The organism is Streptomyces sp. NPDC049954 (genome assembly GCF_040656295.1).
Classification (GTDB): domain Bacteria; phylum Actinomycetota; class Actinomycetes; order Streptomycetales; family Streptomycetaceae; genus Streptomyces.
On sequence record NZ_JBFALS010000001.1, the window covers coordinates 364564 to 386012 of the forward strand.

General features: G+C 73.9%; 14 protein-coding genes and 2 pseudogenes. 3 read left to right on the top strand and 13 right to left on the bottom strand.

The genetic code is table 11. From position 1 onward, the window contains the following. Positions 1–146: 146 nt before the first annotated feature. The 11 genes and pseudogenes from AB0J21_RS01565 to AB0J21_RS01615 form a co-directional block, all read right to left on the bottom strand. Positions 147–2081: an anthranilate synthase family protein gene (locus AB0J21_RS01565; RefSeq protein WP_363143723.1), complete on the bottom strand. Its 1935-nt coding sequence runs from the start codon at positions 2079–2081 to the stop codon at positions 147–149. Then, positions 2078–2701, bottom strand: coding sequence for an isochorismatase family protein (locus AB0J21_RS01570; protein WP_363143724.1), 624 nt, complete (start codon positions 2699–2701; stop codon positions 2078–2080). The genes AB0J21_RS01565 and AB0J21_RS01570 overlap by 4 nt, the downstream gene beginning before the upstream one ends. A 97-nt stretch (positions 2702–2798) precedes the next feature. Beyond that, complete coding sequence (locus tag AB0J21_RS01575) at positions 2799–3596, bottom strand: 2,3-dihydro-2,3-dihydroxybenzoate dehydrogenase (protein ID WP_363143726.1); 798 nt, start codon at positions 3594–3596, stop codon at positions 2799–2801. Between the two features lie 53 nt (positions 3597–3649). Continuing rightward, a complete protein-coding gene (locus AB0J21_RS01580) occupies positions 3650–4819 on the bottom strand; it encodes a 3-deoxy-7-phosphoheptulonate synthase (protein WP_363143727.1) in 1170 nt (389 codons plus the stop codon). 153 nt (positions 4820–4972) lie between these two features. Next, on the bottom strand, positions 4973–6613 hold the full coding sequence (locus AB0J21_RS01585; RefSeq protein WP_363143728.1) for a carboxylesterase family protein: 1641 nt from the start codon (positions 6611–6613) through the stop codon (positions 4973–4975). A gap of 244 nt (positions 6614–6857) precedes the next feature. Then, positions 6858–8081 carry a transposase gene (locus tag AB0J21_RS01590; protein ID WP_363143729.1) on the bottom strand — a complete coding sequence of 408 codons (1224 nt, stop codon included), beginning with the start codon at positions 8079–8081 and terminating at the stop codon, positions 6858–6860. A gap of 1129 nt (positions 8082–9210) precedes the next feature. After that, positions 9211–11238 (bottom strand): AfsR/SARP family transcriptional regulator, encoded by a 2028-nt coding sequence (locus AB0J21_RS01595; protein WP_363143730.1) that lies wholly within the window; start codon positions 11236–11238, stop codon positions 9211–9213. 194 nt (positions 11239–11432) lie between these two features. Further along, positions 11433–12380, bottom strand: a complete 948-nt coding sequence (locus tag AB0J21_RS01600; RefSeq protein WP_363143731.1) for an AraC family transcriptional regulator — start codon at positions 12378–12380, stop codon at positions 11433–11435. 228 nt (positions 12381–12608) lie between these two features. After that, a pseudogene (locus AB0J21_RS01605) lies at positions 12609–12779 on the bottom strand (chorismate synthase); the annotation flags it as partial. Positions 12780–13141: 362 nt separating this feature from the next. After that, positions 13142–13453: a LysR family transcriptional regulator gene (locus AB0J21_RS01610; protein WP_363143732.1), complete on the bottom strand. Its 312-nt coding sequence runs from the start codon at positions 13451–13453 to the stop codon at positions 13142–13144. A 275-nt stretch (positions 13454–13728) separates the two neighbouring features. Further along, a complete protein-coding gene (locus AB0J21_RS01615; RefSeq protein ID WP_363143733.1) occupies positions 13729–14403 on the bottom strand; it encodes a ScbR family autoregulator-binding transcription factor in 675 nt (224 codons plus the stop codon). A gap of 189 nt (positions 14404–14592) precedes the next feature. On the opposite strand from AB0J21_RS01615, the gene AB0J21_RS01620 reads away from it, so the two are divergent. Continuing rightward, entirely contained in the window at positions 14593–15573 is a 981-nt protein-coding gene (locus AB0J21_RS01620; RefSeq protein WP_363143734.1) for a ScbA/BarX family gamma-butyrolactone biosynthesis protein, read from the top strand. Positions 15574–15792: 219 nt separating this feature from the next. Here AB0J21_RS01620 and AB0J21_RS01625 read toward each other — a convergent pair whose 3' ends face one another. Further along, a complete protein-coding gene (locus AB0J21_RS01625; protein WP_363143735.1) occupies positions 15793–16557 on the bottom strand; it encodes a glucose 1-dehydrogenase in 765 nt (254 codons plus the stop codon). A 207-nt stretch (positions 16558–16764) separates the two neighbouring features. Between AB0J21_RS01625 and AB0J21_RS01630 the strand changes: the two genes are divergently transcribed. Next, positions 16765–17790, top strand: a complete 1026-nt coding sequence (locus tag AB0J21_RS01630; protein WP_363143736.1) for an NAD(P)-dependent oxidoreductase — start codon at positions 16765–16767, stop codon at positions 17788–17790. A 551-nt stretch (positions 17791–18341) separates the two neighbouring features. Here AB0J21_RS01630 and AB0J21_RS01635 read toward each other — a convergent pair. Then, positions 18342–20082: pseudogene (locus AB0J21_RS01635) on the bottom strand (discoidin domain-containing protein). Between the two features lie 475 nt (positions 20083–20557). Between AB0J21_RS01635 and AB0J21_RS01640 the strand changes: the two are divergent. After that, a complete protein-coding gene (locus tag AB0J21_RS01640; protein WP_363143737.1) occupies positions 20558–21448 on the top strand; it encodes an alkaline phosphatase family protein in 891 nt (296 codons plus the stop codon). Position 21449: the final 1 nt, after the last annotated feature.

Genomic DNA, 21449 nt, shown 5'->3' on the forward strand with positions numbered 1-21449 from the left:
TCTCGGGCCTCCCCCGCGCAGGGCCGATGCTCCCGAGGGCGCCCGGCCGGCGGCAAAGACCGCCGGCCGAACCCGTCAGGTCGCCGGGGAGTACGTCAGATGGCGGCCGGGCCGGTACGTGGTGGACCGGACCGGCCGCCGGGATGTCATACGGCCGGCGCGAGCGGGGCGGCGGCCAGCAGTCCGCGGACCAGGCCGCCGGTGATGCCCACGCCGTTCTGCGTGAGCACGGACTCGGGGTGGAACTGCAGGGAGGCGAAGTGGGCGCCGCGCAGGGCGTGCACCTCCCGGCTGTCGGGATCGCGGGCGATCTCGACGATCCCGGCCCCGGTCTCCGCCTTGTCCTCGCCGCTCGCGGCGGCGAACGTGTTGTAGAAGCCGACGCGTTCCCTGCGGCCGAACAGGTCGATGTCCCGCTGGACCCCCTGGTTGGGCCGGGGGCGGCGCACCAGGTCCAGGCCGAGACGGCGGCTGAGGACCTGGTGGCTGAGGCAGATCGCCAGGAACGGCAGCCGGTCGCGCAGCAGCCGTCCGATCGTCGCGTCCAGGTGGGCGATCTTGGCGTGCGACAGGTCACGCGGATCGCCCGGCCCCGGCCCCATCACGACCAGGTCGTGGTCGGTGACGGTGTACGGCTCGTCGAAGCGCCGTACCGTCACCTCCAGCCCCAGAGAAGCGAGTTGGTGGCCGATCATCGAGGTGAAGGTGTCCTCGGCGTCCACCACGAGGACCCGGCGGCCCGGCGGCAGGGACGGCTGTCCGGCGGGCGGCACCTGCGGGGTGTCCGCGAGCCAGAATCCGGCGATGGTGTCGTTGCGGCTGCGCAGCGCCCGGCACACCTCGGGGTGGGCCGCGAACCGTGTCGCGCCCTCGCCCTCCAGCGCGGCGAGCAGACCGGCGGCCTTGGCGCGGGTCTCGGCCACCTCCGAGAGCGGGTCGGAGTGGCGCACCAGGGTGGCGCCGACCCCGATGCGCACGCGGCCGGTCCGGTCGATGTCCGCGGTGCGGATGCAGATGGCGGAGTCCAGCGCGGCGCCTCCGTGGGCGTCGCGGCCGATCAGGGCGAGGACACCGCTGTAGTAGCCGCGGCCCTCCTGCTCGTAGCGGCCGATGACCCGGCAGGCGCTCTCCAGCGGGGAGCCGGTGACGGTCGGCGCGAACAGGGTCTCGCGCAGGATCTCGCGCGGGTCGCCGGTGGTTCGCCCCTCGATGAAGTACTCGGTGTGCGCGAGGCGCGCCATCTCCTTGAGGAAGGGTCCGGTGACCCGGCCGCCGCCCGGGCAGATCCGGGCCATCATCTTCAGTTCCTCGTCGACCACCATGTACAGCTCGTCGGCCTCCTTGCGGTCGGCGAGGAAGTCCATCACCTCCGGGAGGGTGGGTCCGGTGGCCGGGTAGCGGTAGGTGCCGGAGATCGGGTTCATCACCGCCGTGCCCTCGTCCACGCTGATGTGCCGCTCCGGTGTGGCGCCCACGAGGGTGCGCTCGCCGGTGTGCACGACGAAGGTCCAGTACGCGCCCTTCTCGCGCTCCAGGAGCCGTTTGAAGAAGGTCAGGGCGCTGTGCGGGGTGTAGTCGCAGATGTCGACGGTGAAGGTGCGCTTGATGACGAAGTTGGCGCCCTCGCCGGTGCCGATCTCCTCGGTGATGACGCGCCGGACCGTCTCGGCGTAGGCGTCGTCGCCGACGTCGAAGTGGGCTCCGGTGGTGTGGATGGGTGTGTCGGGCAGTCGTTGCAGTACGGCGGCGAGGGAGGCGGTCTCCTGCCGGGTGACGCTCAGCGCCACCAGGGGGGTGCCGTCGTCGTGCCCGGCGAAGCCCCGTTCGGCGATCTGCCGGTAGGGCACGAGGGCGAGGACGTCGTGGCGGGGGGCGCCGGGGACGCCGGACGGCTCGGGCAGCGGGATACCGGCCAGGGTCGCGGGGTGCGACACCTCGCCGACGAGGATGTCGAGGACTCCGGCGCCGGTGGCCTCGGGGCGGTGTAGCAGGGCGAACGGCGGGGGCGTCGGGCCGAGGATCTCCGTCAGCAGGTCCGCCCGTTCGGGGCGCTGGGCGCGGGGGCCGGTGGTGCCGGTCATGCCAGGACCTCCTTGGCGGTGGTGACGACCGCGCAGCGCGCGGCGGCGTACTCGACGGCCATCCGGTGCCGGCTCTCGTCGAAGTCGGCCACGGCGTCCGCGATCAGGAAGGTCTCGATGTCGTGGCTGAACGCCTCGACGGCGGTGATCAGCACCCCGACGTGGGCGTAGACGCCGCAGACGAGGAGCTGGTCGCGTCCGTGGGCGCGCATCCGCTCCAGCAGGTCGGTGTGGTGGAAGGCGCTGTAGCGCCACTTGGTGACCAGCCAGTCGTCCTCCCGGGGGGCGAGCGCGTCGACGACGGCGCGGTCGGCGGGCGCGGGGCGCATGCCCGGGCCCCAGAAGTCCTTGAGCAGTCCGCGCTGTCTCGCGGTCATGCCGCCGGGCTGCGCGGTGTAGGCGACGGGGATGCCGAGCGTGGCGCAGCGTTCGCGCAACTCCGCGGCGTTGCGGACCAGTTGACTGCGGAGCGGCTCGGGGAAGGGCTTGAGGAAGTAGCGCTGCATGTCGTGCACGAGGAGTACCGCGCGGGCGGGGTCGCAGACCCACGGCGCGGTGTTCGCCGGGAGGTCCGGCGGGGTCGGCAGCGGATACGACTCGATGGTCGGGAGGCCGGCCATGGCGGGGGTGTCCTTTCTCGGGCGGGGACCGCTCTCGGCGGTGTCCGCCAGGTGCGGGTCGGTGAGCGTGCGGGCGGGGGCGGGGCGTGGGCCGGTGTCAGGCCGCGCCGAGGGCGGCGCCGCCGTCGACGGTCAGGGTGTGCAGGGTGATGTGGGACGCGCGGTCGGACAGCAGGTAGGCCACGGCGTCGGCGACGTCGGTGGGGCGGGCGAGCTTGCCCAGCGGGATGCCGACGCGGAACGCGTCGAGGTTGCCGGCGAGGGTGGCGCGCGGTCCCGAGTCGTCGTGCCACATGGAGCTGAGCATCGGTGTGTCGGTGGAGCCGGGGGCGACGATGTTGCAGCGGATGCCGTGCCGGGCCACCTCCAGACCGAGGCTCTTGGTGAACATCTCCGCCGCCGCCTTGGAGGCGGCGTACGCGGCCATCCCGGTGCGCGGGGTGGCGGCCGCGTTGGAGGCGACGGTGACGACGGCTCCCGCGCCGCGCCGCACCATGCGGCCCACCACGGCGCGCGAGAGGTGGAAGACGCCGGTGGTGTTGACGGCGAAGGTACTCGTCCAGTCGTCGTCGGTGCACGCGGTCACCTCGCCGAGGCGCAGGACTCCGGCGGCGTTGACGAGGTAGTCGACGGGGCCGAGGTCCTCCTCGATCCGGTCGACGACGGTGTCCACGGCGGCGCTGTCGGTCACGTCGGCGGCGAACGCCGTCACCGGCAGCCCGTCCGCGGCGAGTTTGGCGGTCTCCTCCTCCAGGCGGCCGGCGTGGCGGTCGACGGCGGCGACGAGGACCCCCTGTTCGGCCAGGGTGCGGACGACGGCCGCGCCGATCCCGCCGGCGGCCCCGGTGACCAGGGCCAGCCTGGTCCCGCTGTCTCTCGTGTGTGCGCTGTGCATGTCGTACCTCTCCTTCACATCCGTTGGGGGGCGGAACTGACGTGCCGGGCGGCTCACCCGTGCCAGGCCGAGACGACGGAGACGGCCTGGCCGGCGTTGAGACGGGGGTCGCAGAAGCTCTCGTAGTCGTCACCGACCAGGTGGGCGGTGCGCGCGTCGGGGACGCACTCCATGACCGCGTCGGGCGTGGTCTCCAGGTGCAGGCCGCCCGCGGTGCCGCCGTGGTCGGTGACCGCCCGGTGGAAGGCGATGACCTCCCGTTCTGCGGCCTCCACGTAGCGGGTCTTGAAGCCGCCCGGCGTGGTGACGGTGTTGGCGTGCAGCGGGTCGGTCAGCCAGATGACCGGGTGCCCGGCCGCGTGCACCGCCGCGACCAGCGGGGGCAGCGCCTCGGCCACCTTGTCGGCGCCCATCCGCGCGATGAGCGTGAGCCGTCCCGGTTCGCGGTCGGGGTCCAGGCGCCCGCACAGGTCGAGCAGCGCCTCGACGCTGGTGGTGGGCCCCACCTTGCAGGCCACCGGGTTGGTGACACCGGCGAGCAGGGCGACATGCGCGCCGTCCGGCTGCCGGGTGCGCTCGCCGATCCAGGGCCAGTGCGTGGAGGACAGCAGCAGGCCGTCGTCCTCGCGGCGCAGCAGCGGCACCTCGTAGTCCAGCAGCAGCGCCTCGTGGCTGGTCCAGACCGGGGGGTCGATGCGGTCGGCGCCGTCGGCGCGCCGCCAGCCGAGGTGGCGCATGATGTCGTCGGCCGCCATGTAGCCGGTCAGCAGGCGCAGCGGGTCGGGGCGGCGGCCTTCGGGTGTGGGCTCGGGGTCGTTGACCATGTGGCCGCGGTAGACGGGCAGTTCCAGGTCGCCGACGCGTTCCGTCGACTGGGAGCGCGGTTTGGTGAACTGCCCCGCGATGCGCCCGGCCCGCAGGACGGGCTTGCCGGTGACCAGCCGGAGGGCTCCGGCCAGCAGGTCGAGCACGGCGGCCTTGCGGGCCACGTGCGCGGGGGTGCACTCCAGGGGGTCCTCGGCGCAGTCCCCGGCCTGGACGACCAGGGCCTCGCCGGCGGCCACCCGGGCCAGGCCCCGGCGCAGGGCGCGGACGTCCTCGGCGCGGACCAGCGGGGGGCGGCCCGCCAGGTCGGAGCGCACGCGGCGCACCTGGGCGGGGTCGTCCCAGTCGGGCTGCTGAGGGGCGATCTTCAGTTCGATGTCGACAAGAGCGTCGTCCACTGGTGTCTCCAGACACGTGCGGTGGCCGGCACGGCGGTGCCGCGGTGCGGGCAGGGGCGGGTAGGGACTCGGCGGTACGGAGCGGGCGGAGGTGGTCGGGAGGAGGGTGGCCGGTGTGGCCGGCCACCGGGTCTCGCGGCGGGCGTGGGCGGGTCAGGGACGCGGGGACCAGCCCACGGCGTCCCAGAAGTCCAGCTGGGCGAGTTTCGGGGTGCGGGTGACCTCGGCGAGGCGGGGTCCGCCCAGCACGAGCGTGCTGGGCCGGCCGGGGGTGTACGGCGGCCAGTCGGGGGTGTGCGCGGTGTGCGGCGCGGACGTACGGGCGAAGGCGGCGACGATGTCGACGAACACGTCGGACAGCAGTCGCTGCGCGGGCCCGTCGCCGAACATCCCGGCGAACTGCGGCAGCCGGTGGGTGCCGAACAGGAACGGCGAGGTCGCCTCGTGCGGGGTGCCGAAGTGGGGCGCCCGCGCGGGGTGGGCGAACTCCATCGCGTACAGCGGGGTGCGGCCCAGGCGGGCGTGGCGGTCGGCGAACCGGACGATCTGGTGGCGGAAGAAGGCGTCGCCCCAGATCTCGGTCCACAGCGACCGCGGGTCGTCCGGCAGTCCGGACTGCCGGGCCGCGGACCGGTGGGCGGCGGCGCAGGCGTGGGCGAGGGCCTCGTCGGCCTCCGGTTCGGCCAGGCTCAGCACCTCGCGCACGGCCCGCACCAGCTCGGCCTCGTCCCGGGGGGCGGGCAGCGGGTCCGGGGCGGCGGGGCCCGTGTAGAACGAGCCCTCGGTGCTGGTGTGGACGCTGAGCACGGGCACGTCGGGCGTGGGCAGGAGATGGTCGGGGGCCGGCATGGTGCGGCCGTCGACGACGGGGCCGCGGTACCAGCGTCCGCTGGAGACGATCCGGTCCCCGGGCGGCGGGGCGAACAGTGCGGTCCAGGCGTCGGTGAGCGCACCGGCCGGTACCTCGCGCAGTCCGGCGACCGTGGTGCCCAGGCGACGGGCGAGGGCGGCGTAGGCGGCGTGCGAGTCCTCGGGGGTCAGCGCGGTCCCGGGCGCGGTGGCGTGGCTGGGGCTGATGCAGACCAGCCGCCGGACGAGGCCGCGCACGGCGGGCAGCAGGGACAGTTGCCAGGCGGTGGCGCCGCCCGCCGAGGTGCCGCACACGGTGATGTCGTCCGGGTCCCCGCCGAAGGCCGCGGCGTTGTCCCGCACCCAGTGCAGCAGGGCGGCCTGGTCCTGGAGTCCCCAGTTGGCGGCGTGGCCGGTCCCGGCGTCGGCGAGGTCCTCGTGCAGGCCGAAGCCGAGGACGCCGAGCCGGTAGTTGAAGGTGACGACGACGAGGTCGCCGCGCTCGGCGAGCCGGGTTCCGTCGTACGCGGGCATGCTGCCGGCGCCCGCCTGCCAGCCGCCGCCGTGGACGTAGACGAGGACGGGGCGGCTGCCGGTCGGGGCGGGCGTGAACACGTTGGCGTACAGCGAGTCCTCGCTGCCGGGCGGCACCGGGCGGTTGGGGATCGCCGCCTGAAAGGAGACGGGTGAGAAGCGCACCGCCTCGCGGACGCCGCTCCAGGGTTCGGGCGGCCGGGGGGAGGCGAAGCGCAGCGGGCCCAGCGGCGGCCGGGCGTAGGGGATGCCGCGGAAGACACAGACGCCGCCGGCGTGCTCTCCGGCCACCTGCCCGCCCGAGGTGCGCACCACGACCCGGGGGCCGGTGGCGGCGGGGCGGGGCGGTGGTTCGGTGACGAGGGCGGCAGCTCCCCGCCACTCGCCTGCGGCCTGCGGCTGGCTGGCCATGGTGACCTCCTGGGCACTCGGTCGGCTGTTGCGCCGATCGTGTGCCTCCCGTTCGGGGGTCGCCAAAGGAGGCCCGGGCAATCCGTCAGCTGCCGGGGAGAGTCCGTCAGCTCCCGGGCCGGCCGGCCGGGGAGCTGACGTACCGGGCGGGAGGAAGGCTGAGATCCTCCCGCCCGGCTCTACACTGCGCCGCCCTCGTCGCGGGCGGGCAGGTCCGCGCGGGCCGCCCGGCCGCTCGCGGTGATCACGCGGCCACCTGTTCCGGCTGCGGCTCGGGGGTGGGAGCGCCCGACAGGACGGCGACGGCGTGGGCGGCGGAGGCGAGGGTGGCGTGGCGGTGCCAGCCGCTGAAGGAGCGGCCGGAGAAGTCCTTGATGCCGACCCGCTCGGCGATGTCGGCGAAGTCCCGGTCCACGCGGCGGGTCAGCCGGCTCAGCCTCAGCAACTGGGCGGGGTGCAGGTCGGTGAGGTCGGTCAGCCACAGCTCGGCCGGCCAGCGCCCGCCGTTCTCGCCGATGCCGAGGAGCACCAGTTCACGGCCCGGGGAGGGGCGGCGTCCGGGGCGCCGGGGCAGTTCCACGCGGACGGCCGCGGTCAGGGCGGCGCGGGCGGGGCCGTCGGTTCCGGGCCGGCGCTGGATGACCGGCTGGCGCAGCGGGCGGGCCATCATCATGATCTGATGCGCCGTCAGTTCGGTCTCGGCGACCGAGCGCGGCAGCCCGGGATCGGTGGCCGCGAGCCGCCGGTTGGCGCTGACGCGCAGCAACAGGGGCGCGTCGGCGGCCTGGAGCCGGCGCACGGTGGCGACGACGTCGGCCTCGCGGGCGTCCATGACGGCGGGCCGCACCGGCAGGCCCCAACCGCGGGTGATGCCCAGATATGCCTCCACGCCGCACTGGTCCATGGTCTCCGGCGCGGCGCTCTCCGGGATGGAGGCCTGGCGGCGCCGGGTGGCGTCGTCCAGCCAGGTCTCGGGCAGGTACAGCCGCCAGTTGACGGGGGTGCTGTGCTCCTCCGACACGGCCCACACCCCCACTGCCTGCTGGACGTTGGTCATCTGGCCGCGGCCGGGGTCGAAGCGGCGGTCCACCCCGACCGAGCTGTCGCCGGCCTTGGGGATCACCATCGGCCGCAGTACGTAGGCGCGGGCCGGGGACACCTCCTCCAGGTGGTGGGCGAGGGCGCGGCGGACGGGACCCCAGTCCCAGGTGGAACCGCTGATGAAGTGGTGCAGGCTCTGCTCGGCCGCCTCTCCGCCGAAGAGGGAGGAGATGTTCCGTATCGACTTGCGGCCCTGAACACCGAGCAGCCCCTGGACGTACTCCATTCCCCGGCGTCGCTGGTCACTGCGCGGCAGGGACTCGAACAGGGCCGCGCCCAGCTCTTCCAGTACGCCGTTCCTGGACATCGCCCGCTGCGCGCTGATCATCTCCGTGTCCCCGGTGCGTTCCTGCAGTCCGGTCTGCATCCCGTCGTCCCCCATCGCCATTCGGTCGACCCGTCCCGGCGGCAAGGCCGCGGCCCGTGTCTGTGCGGTTGACACCTGGCTGGCAGTGGTCCGCGCCCCGGTGGACCCGGTCTTCCGGCTGCCGGACTGGAGCCTGTGGCCGGGTGTCCAAGGCGGGGCCAAGCCGCGGGAAACGCGCAGGCCGGGCGGGGACGGGGGTGAACGCTGTGCGCGGGTGGGGCCGGTGCACGGGTGGCCGGACGGTGCCCGGGTTCGGCGCGAGACGCGGCGAGCCGGTGCCGGCACGAGGATGTCGCCGAGCGGGCCGTACGGGCCGTACGGGCCGTACGGGCCGTACGGGCCGTACGGGCGGGCCGGCGGCGCCACGGGCCGGGGACGTCCCGCTGGACGGGGCACGACGGCGGGCAGAGCGTGCCGTGGATCGCCGAGCACGCCGACAGCCGGCTGAGGTACCGCCTCCGACGGTCCAGCGGCGTCGGACGACGGCGACGTGGCGGGAGGCGGCGGCTCGCCCGGCAGCGGCCTCACTTCGCGTCAGCAGCCGTTGGTGGATGCCCCGGGCGCGGGTACGTCCACCGGCCGGTGGACGAGGTGCTCGACGGCCCGCCGAGCGCGTTCTACGCCACCGCGCCACTTCCCCGCGCGCGAGCGGGCGCACCTGGTCCGCGCGGCCCGGGTGCGGGCCGCAGAACGGCGACGGCACCACCCCTTCGGCGAGGGTGGTGCCGTCGTGCCGTCGTGCTGTCGTGCTGTCGTGCTGTCAGGGGCGTGGCGGCCTCGGCGGACCCGCCGGGGGCCGGGCGCCGCAGTGGCGGCACACGGCCGCGTGGCGAGCGGTGTCGCTTCGCGGCGGGACGGGCGGGTGCGGGGGGTCGAGATCGATGTCCACACCGGCCGGCACCATCAGCCAGCGGGCCGGTGTCCCCTCGTGCTCGTCGAGCGGCATGCCGCCTCCTCGGGTCGGGGGCGCCGTCCGGCTCCTCCGGTCGCCACCCCATCGCCACCAGACTCCGCCGGGGCGGTCCAGTCCGGGTGAAGGCCCGGCCAACGGCCTGCACCCGGGCGGGAAGCGGGGCACCCCGCGGCCCGCGCCGACGTGGCGGGCGCCGCGTGGGGCGCTCCGGCGGATTCAGCCCGCGGCGGTGAGGGTCCGGGGGCCGAAGTCGCGGTCGGCGCCCCGCAGGACGCGCAGCCCGGTGTCCTCGGGGGACGGCAGCGCCAGACGGACGAGCTGCGGGACGCGCAGGGCGAGCGCGGAGGCCCGCGCCCGCGGTGCCCTCACCACCACGTGGTGGTCGAGCAGCCGGCCCACCAGGGACTGGGCCGCCCAGACGTCGCCGCCCAGCAGTTCCTGCGCCCGGGCCATGCCGAAGTCCTCCCGCGCGCCGGCCGCCAGCAGGGCGAGCGCCCGGCGCAGCGGTCCGGGCAGCCGGACGAGGGCGCCGGCGACGCGGGCCAGCACGTCGCACGTCTCGTCGTTGAGTTCGGCCGCGAGGCGGTCCTCGTCGACCAGGCCGAGGGCCAGGTCGCCCAGCGTCCACATCGGACGGTCCGCGAACTTCTCCCCCACGGCGCGCAGGGCGAGCGGGAATTCGCTCATCAGCCGGGTCACCGCACCGAGCGTCTCGGGGTCGCCCGCGACCCGTTCCGCACCGGCGACGCGGGCGAAGAAGGCCGCCGCGTCGGGAGCGGGGAGCGGGCCGAGGGGGAGGGTGCGCGCGCCGGGCAGGCCGGGCAGCCGGACCCGTGAGGTGAGCAGGACGAGACCGGTGTCGTCGGCGGGCAGCAGCGGCAGCACCTGGTCGGTGCCCGCGGCGTCGTCCAGCAGCATGAGCAGCGACCGGCCGGCGCTGAACGAGCGGAACATACCCGCGAGTTCGTCGGTGTCGCGGGGCAGTGCGGCCGGGTCGTGCCCGCAGTCGCGCAGCAGGGCGCGCAGGACGGCGCGGGTGGGGCGCGGCCGGTCCTCGTCGTCGTGCAGCCGGGCGTGCAGCACCCCGTCCGGGAACCGCTCGGCCAGCCGGTGCGCGCCGTGCACGGCGAGGGCGCTCTTGCCCACGCCGACCGGCCCCAGCACCACGACCACCCGCGGTCCGGCGCCGGGGGCGCCCCGTCCGGCCGCGGACCCGGCGCCGACGCGTGGGCCCTCGTCCACGAGGGCCGCCAGCCGGGCCAGTTCGACCGCCCGCCCGGTGAAGTCGGGGGTGTCCAGCGGGAGCCGCCCGAGGACCGGTCCCCGGCCCGCCGCGGCGCGGGGCGCGGACTGCCCGGTCCAGGCGGCGGGCGGCTCCCCGGCGGGCGCGTTTGCCTCGGGCCCGGGCAGTTGTGCGGTCAGCACCTCCTGCTGGAGGCGCTGGAGGTGCTCCGACGGTTCGATGCCCAGCTCGTCGACGAGCCGGCGGCGCAACCGCGCGAACGCCTCCAGGGCGGTGGCGCGCTGCCCCGAACGATGGGCGGCGGTCATCAGGTACGCGGTGAACTCCTCGTTGAGCGGGTGGTCGGCCGTCAGCTGCCGCAGCTCCCCCGTCAGGGCCCGGTGGCGGCCCAGGTGCAGATCGGCGGTGATGCGCGACTCCAGGGCGCTCAGCCGCAGGTCGGCCAGGGGCGGGAGCTGCGCCGAGAGCAGCGGCCCGGTCTCCAGGCCCGCGTACGGCTCTCCGCGCCACAGGGCGAGGGCCTCGCGCAGCAGGGTCGCGGCGGTGCGGGGGTCGCCCTCACTCAGCGCGGCGCGGGCGCGCCGGACCCCGTGCTCGAACTCCCACAGGTCCAGCTCGCCGGGCCGCAGGTCGATGCGGTACCCGTTCGGGCCGGTACGGATCCGTTCGCAGGGGTGCACCGGGCAGTGCAGTGCCTTGCGCAGCTGGTAGACGTAGGTCTGGACGGTCTTGCGGGCGAGGCGGGGCGGGTCGGTCTCCCACAGCTCCTCGATCAGGGTGGAGTTGGAGACCAGGCGGTTGGCGTTCAGCAGCAGTACCGCAAGTACGCGCCGCGCCATGGGTGCGGTGGGCGTACGGTCCTCGCCCTGGGCGCGGACCTCCAGGGGCCCGAGCACGCGGACGCGCAGCGCCCCGGCGTCCTGCCCGGCTTCCCGCTGTCCGGGGCCTCGTTCCCGGGCACCCGATGCCCCCACGTTCGCTGTCCCGGCGTCCTGCCGCATGACGTCCTCGTTCCCTTCCGGCCCGCGCGGCGGGCGCCTCGTGGCGGACGGCCGTGACGGCCGCGCCCTGTGACTCGTACCAGTGCCGTACACGGGCCCTTCGGGCCCTGCGGAGCCTGCCGGCGCCGTCCCGGGAAGCTCCTCGGCGAGCGGGTGGGCGTGGCTCCACCGGGTCTCACCGCCCTCGTCGCGCGTCACGGGGTGCCACGCTCCTTGCGGTACTCGCGGGGCGTGGTGCCGTAGCGGTCCCGGAAGAGCCTGCTGAAGTGGGAGGCGCCGTAGAGTCCGGCCCGTTCACCGATCAGGGCGACCGGCAGGTGGTCCAGGAGCGGGTCGGCGAGTTCGCTGCGGCAGCGCGCCAGCCGCTCGTCGCGGATCCAGCGGGCCGGGCTGATGCCGTGTTCCTGGAAGATCTTCTGCAGGTAGCGCAGGGAGACGTGGTGGGAACGGGCGAGGGTCACGGCGTTCAGGCCGGGTTCCGCCAGCCGCGCGCGGACGGAGGACTGCACCTTGAGCATCAGTGCCTGCCGGGCGATCCGCGGGTCCTCGGCACCCTCCCGCATGCGCTCCGCGAAGAGTGCGGCGGTGAGCCCCACGACGCTGCCGCCGAGCAGGTCGACGGCGGTCGCCACCTCCCTGCCGTGCCGACCGAGCCCTTCGAGCAGGGAGGAGAGCAGGGCGGCCAGGCCCTCGCCTCCGGACCAGGGCCGGGCGGTGAGCGCCGCGGCCTCGGCGGCGGTCAGGCCGACCAGCCGGTGCGCGACCGTGACGTCGACCAGGCGGAAGTCCCCCTGCATGGACGCCTTGTAGGGACGGGTGCTGTCCAGGCAGATCAACTGCGGGGCGCGTACCGCCCCGTGGCGGTCGTCCTGCACGGCCCAGACGGCTCCGGTCAGGGGCCGCAGGACACGCAGCACGCCCTCACCGGCCGGGGCGGTCGGCCGGACCGGCCGGATCAGCTCCCGGGGGCCCTCACCCTGGACCACCGCCACGCGCACCCCGCCGAACTGGTGCGTGCTGATCGTGCCGTCGAGCAGCTCGTCGTGGACACGGACGATCTGCACGCCGCCCGGCGCGGCGCCGCGGGGCAGCACCGGGCGCACCACCGCGGGCGCCGGATCGAGTTCCTCTAGACGTGGCACCGCATCCCCCATCCGTCCGTGTGTCGGGACGGAGCGCCGGCAAGTGCGCGATCCGTCCCCCCACATCATGAAAACATACCCGCATGCCGGTATCACCATCTCATCGAAGGGTTCGATGGCAGGTTCCGCGGGCGGACGGGCCGTCAGCGGCCCGTCCGCAAGGGGGCGCGGGGCCCGGACGGGCGGCGCCGGGCCCCGCGTCCGGGCACCCGGCGGGGCGGCGGCGACTCAGCGAACGGTCAGGTGACGCAGGTAGGAGCCGTGGTTGCGGGCGGTCTCGGGGACGCTGTCGCCGCCGAACTTCTCCAGCGCCGCGTCCGCGAGGACCAGCGCGGTCACGGCCTGGGCGACCACGGTGGCGGCCGGCACCGCGCACACGTCGGAGCGCTGGTGGTGGGCGACGGCGAGTCCGCGGCCTTCCCCCGGCGTGTCACCGTCGGCACCGAGCACGCCGCAGTCGAGGTCCGGAGCGGTCCGGAGCGGTCCGTCCGACGGCCACGGCGGTTCGACAACCGCCACTCCAGGAACGACCAGAAAAGGCCAATTACCGTGCAGCGCACCGGCACTGGCGGAATCACGCACCCCGTGGCGCACCCCGGGCGCGGGCGGAGTTCGCGCTCACGTCCCGCACGCGGACAGGCTCGTCCTGACGGGCTCGCGCGGTCCCGGCGCGGGCGCTCTCACGCGCGAGGGCCGGTCCGGGGACCGGCCGTGGCGGGACGCGAGACGCGAGCAGGGCGCGGGGCGGGGCCCGCGCCGGCTCAGTTCAGGGCGCGCGCGGACGCCGTCCGCCGGCGGGAGCGGCGCGCCGGGGGGTGTGCCTCGGCGACCTCCCGCCGCGCGAGTTCGGCGAGTTCGATGATCCGCTCGGCGTGCGGCAGCAGCCGCTGCCCCGCCTCGGTCAGCGCGAGCTGACGCCGACTGCGGTCGAACAGCTCGGTACCGACGGCCTCTTCGAGGTTCTTGACCTGAGCCGTCACGGTCGACTGGGCGTAGTGCAGGTTTCTGGCGGCCCGCGTGAAACTCAGCTCGGCCGCCACCTCCCGGAACGCGCGCAATTGCTGGAACTGCATGACACCACCCTCCCCCGGACTGCGATTAACATACCAGCCTGCCTGTATTTTTGTGCCCCTCGGTGCGGCGGCTTCCCAGTCGGTCGACGCCCACGACCGCGGCGGGCGCAGGCCCGCGTACGGCCCCAAGGGGGCACCGACCGCCCCGAAGAGCGGGCATCCCGAGGAGCGGAGCGCGGCAGCCGTCGTGCGGGGACGGGTGCCGCGGAACCGCTCCCCCCGGGCGGGGGTCCGCCGCCGGCCTGTCACCCGCGGCGGAACCGGCCGCCACCGGGCTACTGCCCGGCGCCGACCCGCGCGCCCGCGGTGACCCTGGCCATGAGCCGCTTGCCCCGGTCGGGGGCGATGTCCAGCCGGCCTGCCGTCTCGGGCGTGACGACGGCGCGGGCGAGTCCGCGATAGAGCACCGCGACCCGCTCCTCCAGGTCCTTGCGTTCGCTCATCACCTCGGCCATCAGCTGCACGCCGCTGAACGAACCGACGATCATCTGCGCCGCGTCCTCCACGTCGGTGCCGGGCAGCAGTTCGCCCCGCGTCTCGGCCTCGGCGAGGATGCCGACGTGGACGTCGATCCACGCCTGGTACGGGATCCGGCGGTTGATCTCGTGCCCCTGGTCGACCGCGAGCCGGATACTGCCCTGCAGCATCCGGTCGAAGGTCAGCCGGTGCCCCACCAGCAGCCCGATGTCGACGACCTCCTGGAACTTGACCGCGTCCCCCGTCGCGGGCACCTCCAGGTAGCCGATCTGGCCACTCACCTGCTCGTCGAGCACGGCCTGGGCCAGCTCGTCCTTCGAGGAGAAATGGAAGTAGAAGGCTCCCTTCGTCACCCCGCACCGGGTGTACACGTCGTAGATCGTGGCCCCGGCGTAGCCGTGTTCGGCGAACACCTCACCGGCTGCGCCCAGGATTGCTTTCCTTGTCCTGACCGCACGCTCCTGTCGTGCCACGCGGCCTCCCATCTGTTCGAGCCGTCCGGAGGGGGCGGCTCCGTGCGATTGCTTGCCCTGGGCTGTCGTCAGCTCATTGAAAAACAAACCCGCATGCCTGTACCTTACCGACCGCGGGGGGAGATCGGCCATACCCCACGTCGTCCTGCACCTTCACCTTCGACAGAAGAGGCAACGACCTTGCGCGCTATGGCTTCTACAGTCCGGGACATCCACACGGAGGCGCACCGCGCCGTACTCCCGGACATCACAGCAGGCGGACCGCCCAGCCTTCCGGCACTGCCGGTGGAGAAGACACTCGTCCACCGGGCCCGGCTTCGCGATGTTCTGCCCACACGGCTCAGACGCCACGACGACACACACTTCACGGTCTCGGTACGCCGGCCGCGCACCCACCAGCTCTTCGTGAGCCCGGACGGCCGGTCCACGGCCTCCATGGTGCTGGAGGCGATCCGCCAGACCACGCTCCTGGTCTCCCACGCGGAACTGGGGGTGCCGCTCGGACACCACTTCGTCATGTGGGACCTGTGCCACCGTCTCGACGCGGAACTGCCGGCCCTGCCCACCGAGGCCACCCCGGAAGACGCGCTGACGCTCGACGTGCACGTCGTCGACCTGCGTCGCCGGGGAGCGGTGCCCGCCAGTGCGCATCTGGAGATGCGGCTGCGGACGCAGGGCCGGCTGATCGGCTCCGGTTCGATCCGCTTCCACATCACCTCGCCCGCCGCCTACTCGCGCATACGCGGCCAACTGCCCGGCTCCGGGAGTGCCGCCGCGCTCACCTCGCTCACCGAGCCGGTGGAGCCTTCGACCGTCCACCACACGCGGACCTGCGACGTCGTCCTCTCCCCCGCCGACGGCCCCGGCCGGTGGCAGTTGCGCGCCGACCCGCGCAACGAGTTGTTCTTCGACCGCGTCAACGACCACGTCCCGGCGATGGTCCTGGTGGAGGCGGCCCAGCAGGCCGCGCACCTGCGCTTCGCGCCCGGCCGGTTCGTCCCCTCGTCCTCCGAGATGCGCTTCAGCCGGTACGTCGAGTTCGGCGCGCCCTGCACGGTCGAGGCCCATCCCGTCGCGGGTGCGGACGGGACGGACTCGGTCAGCGTCACCGGGCACCAGGACGGGCAACTCGCCTTCGTCGTCCGGTTCGCCGGGTCCGTCGTTCGCTAGGCGACGCCCGCCCCCGGAGCCTCCGGAGTACGGCAGGCCCTCCTCACCGCCTTCTGAGCGGGGTTCCCCCCACGCCGTCGTCCTCCGCCTTCTTTCCCTCCTCGCCGCACCACGCCTCCTTCGGCACCCGGCGCCAGGAGGAGCGCTGTCTCTTCACGGCCGGTCCGCGACCGCTGTCGCGTCCGAGGACAGGCCCCCACGTCGGCGCCCCCGTGCTGCTCAACGGATGGTCCAGCCACCGTCCACCGGCACGGTGGCGCCGACGACGAAGGAGGCCCGGTCGCTGCTGAGCCAGGCGGCCGCCTCGGCGATCTCCTGGGGATCGGCGATCCGCGGCAGCGGCGCGGCCTCGCGCAGCAACTCCTCCGCAGCGGGGTCCTGTTCGAGCCACTCGTCGATCATCTCGCTGCGCGTCGAGCCGGGCGCGAGAGCGTTGACCCGGATGCCGTGCCGCGCGTACTCGGCCGCCGCCGCCTTCGTCAGACCCACCACCGCGTGCTTGGAGGCGATGTAGGGAGCCGCGACGGGGGTGGCGACCAGGCCGGCGGTACTGCTGGTGTTCACGATGGCGCCGCCGTGGGGCAGCATCGCCGCGATCTGGTGGCGCATGCAGTTCCACACCCCCCGGACGTTCGTGTCCATGATCGTGTCGTACAGCTCGTCCGCCATCACGTGCAGGGGAACCTGCGCGGCGCCGACCCCGGCGTTGTTGAAGGCGACGTCCAGTCGGCCGAAGCGGGCCAGCGTCCGGTCCACCGCGGCCGCCACGTCGGCGCCGCGCGCGACATCGGCCACCGCGTACTCGGCCTCGTACCCCTCGCCCAGGAGTTCCCGGGTGAGAGCGGCCAGTTTCTTCTCGCGGCGGGCCACCAGCATGACGGCGGCGCCCTCGCGGCAGAACACGCGGGCGGCGGCGGCTCCGATACCACTGCTCGCTCCACTGATGAAGGCGGTCTTACCCGCCAGAAGCCCCTGGTTCGTCATGATCCCGAGCTGCCGGAACAGGGCCCCGCACCGTGGTTCGGGCGCACAACGGGCCTGGCTCCTCCCGTGGCGCGGCACCGGCGGGCCGCTTCCCGCCGGGCGTCCGGTCCGCGCACCAAGGCGACGCGCACGGCGAGCTGCGGGCGTCCGCACACCCGCCACGACCTCATGGAACGACTCCGCACAGGCTTGAAAGGGTTGAGCGACATGGCAGCTCCTCGCATTCTGATCACTGGTGGCGCGGGTTTCGTCGGCAGCCGCACCGCCGCGCTCCTCGCCTCGGGCGTCTCCACGTCCGAGCCCCCGCTGCTGCGGCTGCTGGCCCACCGCTCGCGGCCCGCGCCGTCCGGGCCGGGCCGGGTGGAGGTGCGCCGGGGGAGCCTGACCGAACCGGACTCGCTGCGCGGCGTGTGCGAGGGCGTCGACACCGTCCTCCACCTGGCCTCGCAGATCGGCGGTGACCCCGGACTGTGCGGCGCGGTCAACGACACCGGCACCGGTGCGCTGCTCGCCGAGGCACAGCGCGCCGGGGTTCGGCGGGTCATCCAGCTCGGCACCACGGCCGTGTACCGGGACGGCTGCCATCTACGGGCGGCGGAGGGTGAGTTGCCGCTGGGACCGGCCTCCCCGACGAGCGTTTCCCGGCTGGCCGGGGAGCGTCGGGTGCTCGCGGCGGGCGGCCTGGTGATACGTCCGCACCTGGTGTACGGCCCCGGCGACGTATGGGTCGTCCCGGCCCTGGCCGAGTTCGCCGGCTTCCTGCCGCACTGGGTGGACGAGGGGCGGGCGCTGATGTCGGTGATCGGAGTGGACGATCTGGCGTGGGTGGTCGCCACTCTCGCCTTGCGGGAGTCGGTCCCGGCCGGCGAGGTGCTGCACGCCAGTCGCCCCCAGCCGGTCAGCGCGCGCGAGCTGATCACGGAGACCGCAAGGATCACCGAAATGCCGTTGCCGCATGGCGAGTTGACGTACCTACAGGCCAAGGAGTGGCGCGCCGCCCGGGAGGATACCGGCTGGCAGCGGCGACTGTCGCTGCTGGCGATGGACCACTGGTACGACTCCTCGCGTCTGTGGCGGCTGCTCGGCGCCACCCCCCGGCTGGACTTCCGCGAGGACTTCGCGCGCGCCGCCGACTGGTACCGCGGGCGGCTGCGCGGGCCCCGCGCGGGCGGCCGGACCGTACCGGTGGGTGGCCCCCCGCATGCTGCCGCCGGGGCGCGATCCGCGGGATGACCCGCGGTGAGCCGAGTCCCTCGGGCGGGCAGGACCGGCAGCTCGCCCTCTCGTCCAGCTCGTCCAGTTCCTCGGTGTGCTCGCGTGCGGCCGGGCCCGGGCCACCGGCCGGTGCGGCCGTCCACGGCCGGTCCGCCGACGCAGTGCACCTCGCCGGCGGTCCCGGGCGCGGCGCCCGGGACGCCCCCGGGTTCGTGCGGCCCGGTGGCGGAATCGGGAAGGACGCTCATCCCAGCACCTCGGAGTCCCTTCGCGGACGGGTGGACGGGCCGGCCGCGGACAGTCCGCTCGCCGGGCCTCGTCACCACGCTAGGGGGACCGGGGCACTCGCTCTCCGCCGATCGCGCACGCCTTCTGAGAAGTTCGCGCACGGGCGGCCCACCCGGGCACGCCGTCCGGTGACCACAACGGTCCGCGCGGACCGGCCGCTCAGAACGTCCGGGGCGGTCCGGATTCCTCCGGGACCGCCCCCTGGCGGAGACTCCCCACGTCAGGCCACACCGGGACGGCGGGAGGTGCCCGCCCGGCCACCAAGACGGGGGGCACCGCGACTACTGCCAGACCTTCACGTAGTCGACGCTCATCTTCTGCGGGAAGCGCGTGGTGGCGTCCGGGGCTCCGGGCCAGTCACCGCCCACGGCGTTGTTGAGGATCAGGAAGAAGTCGTGGTCGAAGACCCACGGGCCGCGGGTGCGCTCCAGGGTCTCCTTGTCGACCCTGTGCATCACCTGCCCGTCGACGCGGAAGGTCATGCCCTTGCTGTTCCAGTCCACGGTGAAGGTGTGGTACCCGGCCGCGAAGTCGGCGCCGCCGGGCAGGGTGTAGGGCGAGCCGAAGCCGTTGGCCCCGTTGTAGGCGGGCGCGTGCAGGGTGGAGTACGTCGTCCCCGGCTCCTTGCCGACGTGTTCCATGATGTCGATCTCACCGGTGTAGGGCCACGGCCGGCCCTGGTCGAAGTAGTCCGCGCCCAGCATCCAGAAGGCCGGCCACAGGCCCTGCGTCCCGGACACCTTGATGCGCGCCTCGACCCGGCCGTAGGTGAACTTGAACGTGCCGTAGGTGTTCAGCCGTGCCGAGGTGTACTGGCAGACGCCACTGCCGGACAGCGGGTCGCGGGGGCAGGCCGAGCCGGGCGTCACCTCCTTGCGCGCTTCCAGGACGAGGCTGCCCGCCCCGTCGAGCGCGGCGTTCTTGTTCGCGGTGTAGTACTCCAGCTCGCCGTTGGGCCCCGGTCCGGTCTCGGGGACCCACTTGGCCGGGTCCGGGGCGCGGCCGGCCGGGCCGTCGAAGTCGTCGCTGAACACCAGCTTGGTGTAGCCGGGATCGGCCGGGAGCGGGGGCGGGGTGACGGGCGCCCCGCCCGTGCCCCAGACCTGGAACTCCCACAGGGAGTAGCCGTAGGCGCCGCTGCGCTGGGTGCCGTACAGGCGCACGTGCCGGCCGGTGGCGTTGATGTCGAGGGTCTCCTTGAAACCCTTGCCGGTGGTGGTCTGGTAGACGGTGCGCCAGTTGCTGCCGTCGTCCGAGACCTCGATGCGGTAGGCCTTCGCGTAGGCGGGGTCCCATTGGAGGACGACGCGGTGGATCTCGGCACGGGCGCCGAGGTCGACGGCGATCCAGCCGGGGTCGGTCCAGCCGCCCTCGGGGCTGGTGGCCCAGCGGCTGGCGGGGTCACGGTCGAAGGCCTTGTCCGGCGTGCACTGCCAGCAGGTGCCGTCGTTCTGCGCGGTGGAGGCGGTGCCCTGCTTGCCGTAGGACAACAGGACGTCGCCCCCCCGGCTGCTGGTCGCCGCCGTCGGCCGAGTACACCTGGAACTCGTAGAGCGAGTAGCCCCATTGGGTGGCCCGCTGGGTGCCGAGCATCCGGACGTAGCGCCCGGTGCCCGAGACGGTGAGGGTCTCGTTACCGCCGGTCCCCGCCGTGGTGGTGTGGATCGTCGTCCACTGCTGGCCGTTCGCCGACACCTGGATCTGGTAGCCCTTGGCGTAGGCGGCCTCCCAGCGCAGCACGATCTGGCCGATCGCCGTGCTGCCGCCGAGGTCGACCTGGAGCCACTGGTTGTCGGTGAACTCGCTGGACCAGCGCGTGCCGTTGTCGCCGTCCACGGCGGCGGAGGGGCCGAAGGGGCCCTCACTGCTGGAGGCGGTCGCGGGTTTGCCCTGCGAGACGAGTACGGGTGCGGCGGCGACGGCCCGGCCGGGAGCGGTCACCACCGCGAGGGAGAACAGGAGGGCCACTGCGGCCAGGACGGCCAGGACACCACGGGGGTGTGGTCTTCGACGGGTGGTCATGCGAACTCCTCGCAGAGTTACGGGGGTTGGGCCGAGAGAGCGCTCCCCTCCGCACAGGGAGACTCCTAGCGGCGGTGTCACCCGTCAAGAGAGCCGACCAGTTGATTCAAGAGGCGACGGCGGTTTGGCCTGATCCTGGAACGGGCGGCCGGTTCACGCTCCGCACGGTTCGGGAGATGGAGGCTCACGGCACCGCGCTCCGCCGTCGTGCACAACTCTTGACGCGGCGGAAACAGCGGGTCAATCATGCTGCTCACCCGAGAGAGCACTCCCCGCCCCTTTCCCCACCGGCCGCCGTGCCCCGCGGCGCGCCGTTCCGCCTGCCCCGCGCGGGCCCGTCCGCGCCCGGCGAACCCGAGGGTTCACCGACGATTCACGCGTCCGGCCGCCCTACGTGACACCGGAGATCCTTGGCGTGTGCATGCTCTGCCTTGCACCGCCAAGATCCCGTTCCCCCACGTATCGGAGGTCCCTCGTGTCCGGCAGATCGTTCCTCAGGCGCGCCCGCGGAAAGGCAGCCGCCTCGGCCCTCGCCCTGGCGGCCGCCGCCACCGGTGGCTGGCTCGCGTTCTCCGGCGCCGCGCCCGCCCAGGCGGCCACCGCCGTGCCCACGCCCGATCACACCGTCGTGGTGGTCTTCGAGAACCACGCCTACAACCAGGTCATCGGCTCCTCCAGCGCGCCCTACCTCAACAGCCTCGCCACCGGCGGAGCCAACCTGACGGCCTCGTACGCCGAGACGCACCCGAGCCAGCCGAACTACTTCGCGCTCTTCTCCGGCTCCACCCAGGGCATCACGGACGACAGCTGCTACACGCCCGGCTTCTCCTCCGCCCCGAACCTGGCCTCGGAGCTGATCGCCGCCGGGAAATCGTGGGGCAGCTACAACGAGACCCTGCCGAGCCAGGGGTCGACCACCTGCTCGTCCGGCAACTACGCCCGCAAGCACAACCCGTGGTTCGGTTTCAGCAACGTGCCGACCTCGTCGGCGAAGACCTTCGCCCAGTTCCCCTCGGACTACTCGACGCTGCCCAAGGTCTCCTTCGTCGTCCCGAACCTGTGCAGCGATATGCACGACTGCTCGGTCGGCACGGGCGACACCTGGCTCAAGAACAACCTGAGCGCCTACGCGACCTGGGCCAGGACGCACAACAGCCTTCTCGTCGTCACCTTCGACGAGGACAACCGTCTCAGCGGCAACAAGATCCCCACCGTGCTCTACGGCCAGCAGGTCAAGTCCGGCGCCACGTCCGCCACCACGTACAACCACTACGACCTGCTCCGCACCCTGGAGGACATGCACGGCCTTCCGCACGCCGGGCAGGCCGGGAACGGCAAGGACATCACGGGGATCTGGGCGTCCTGAC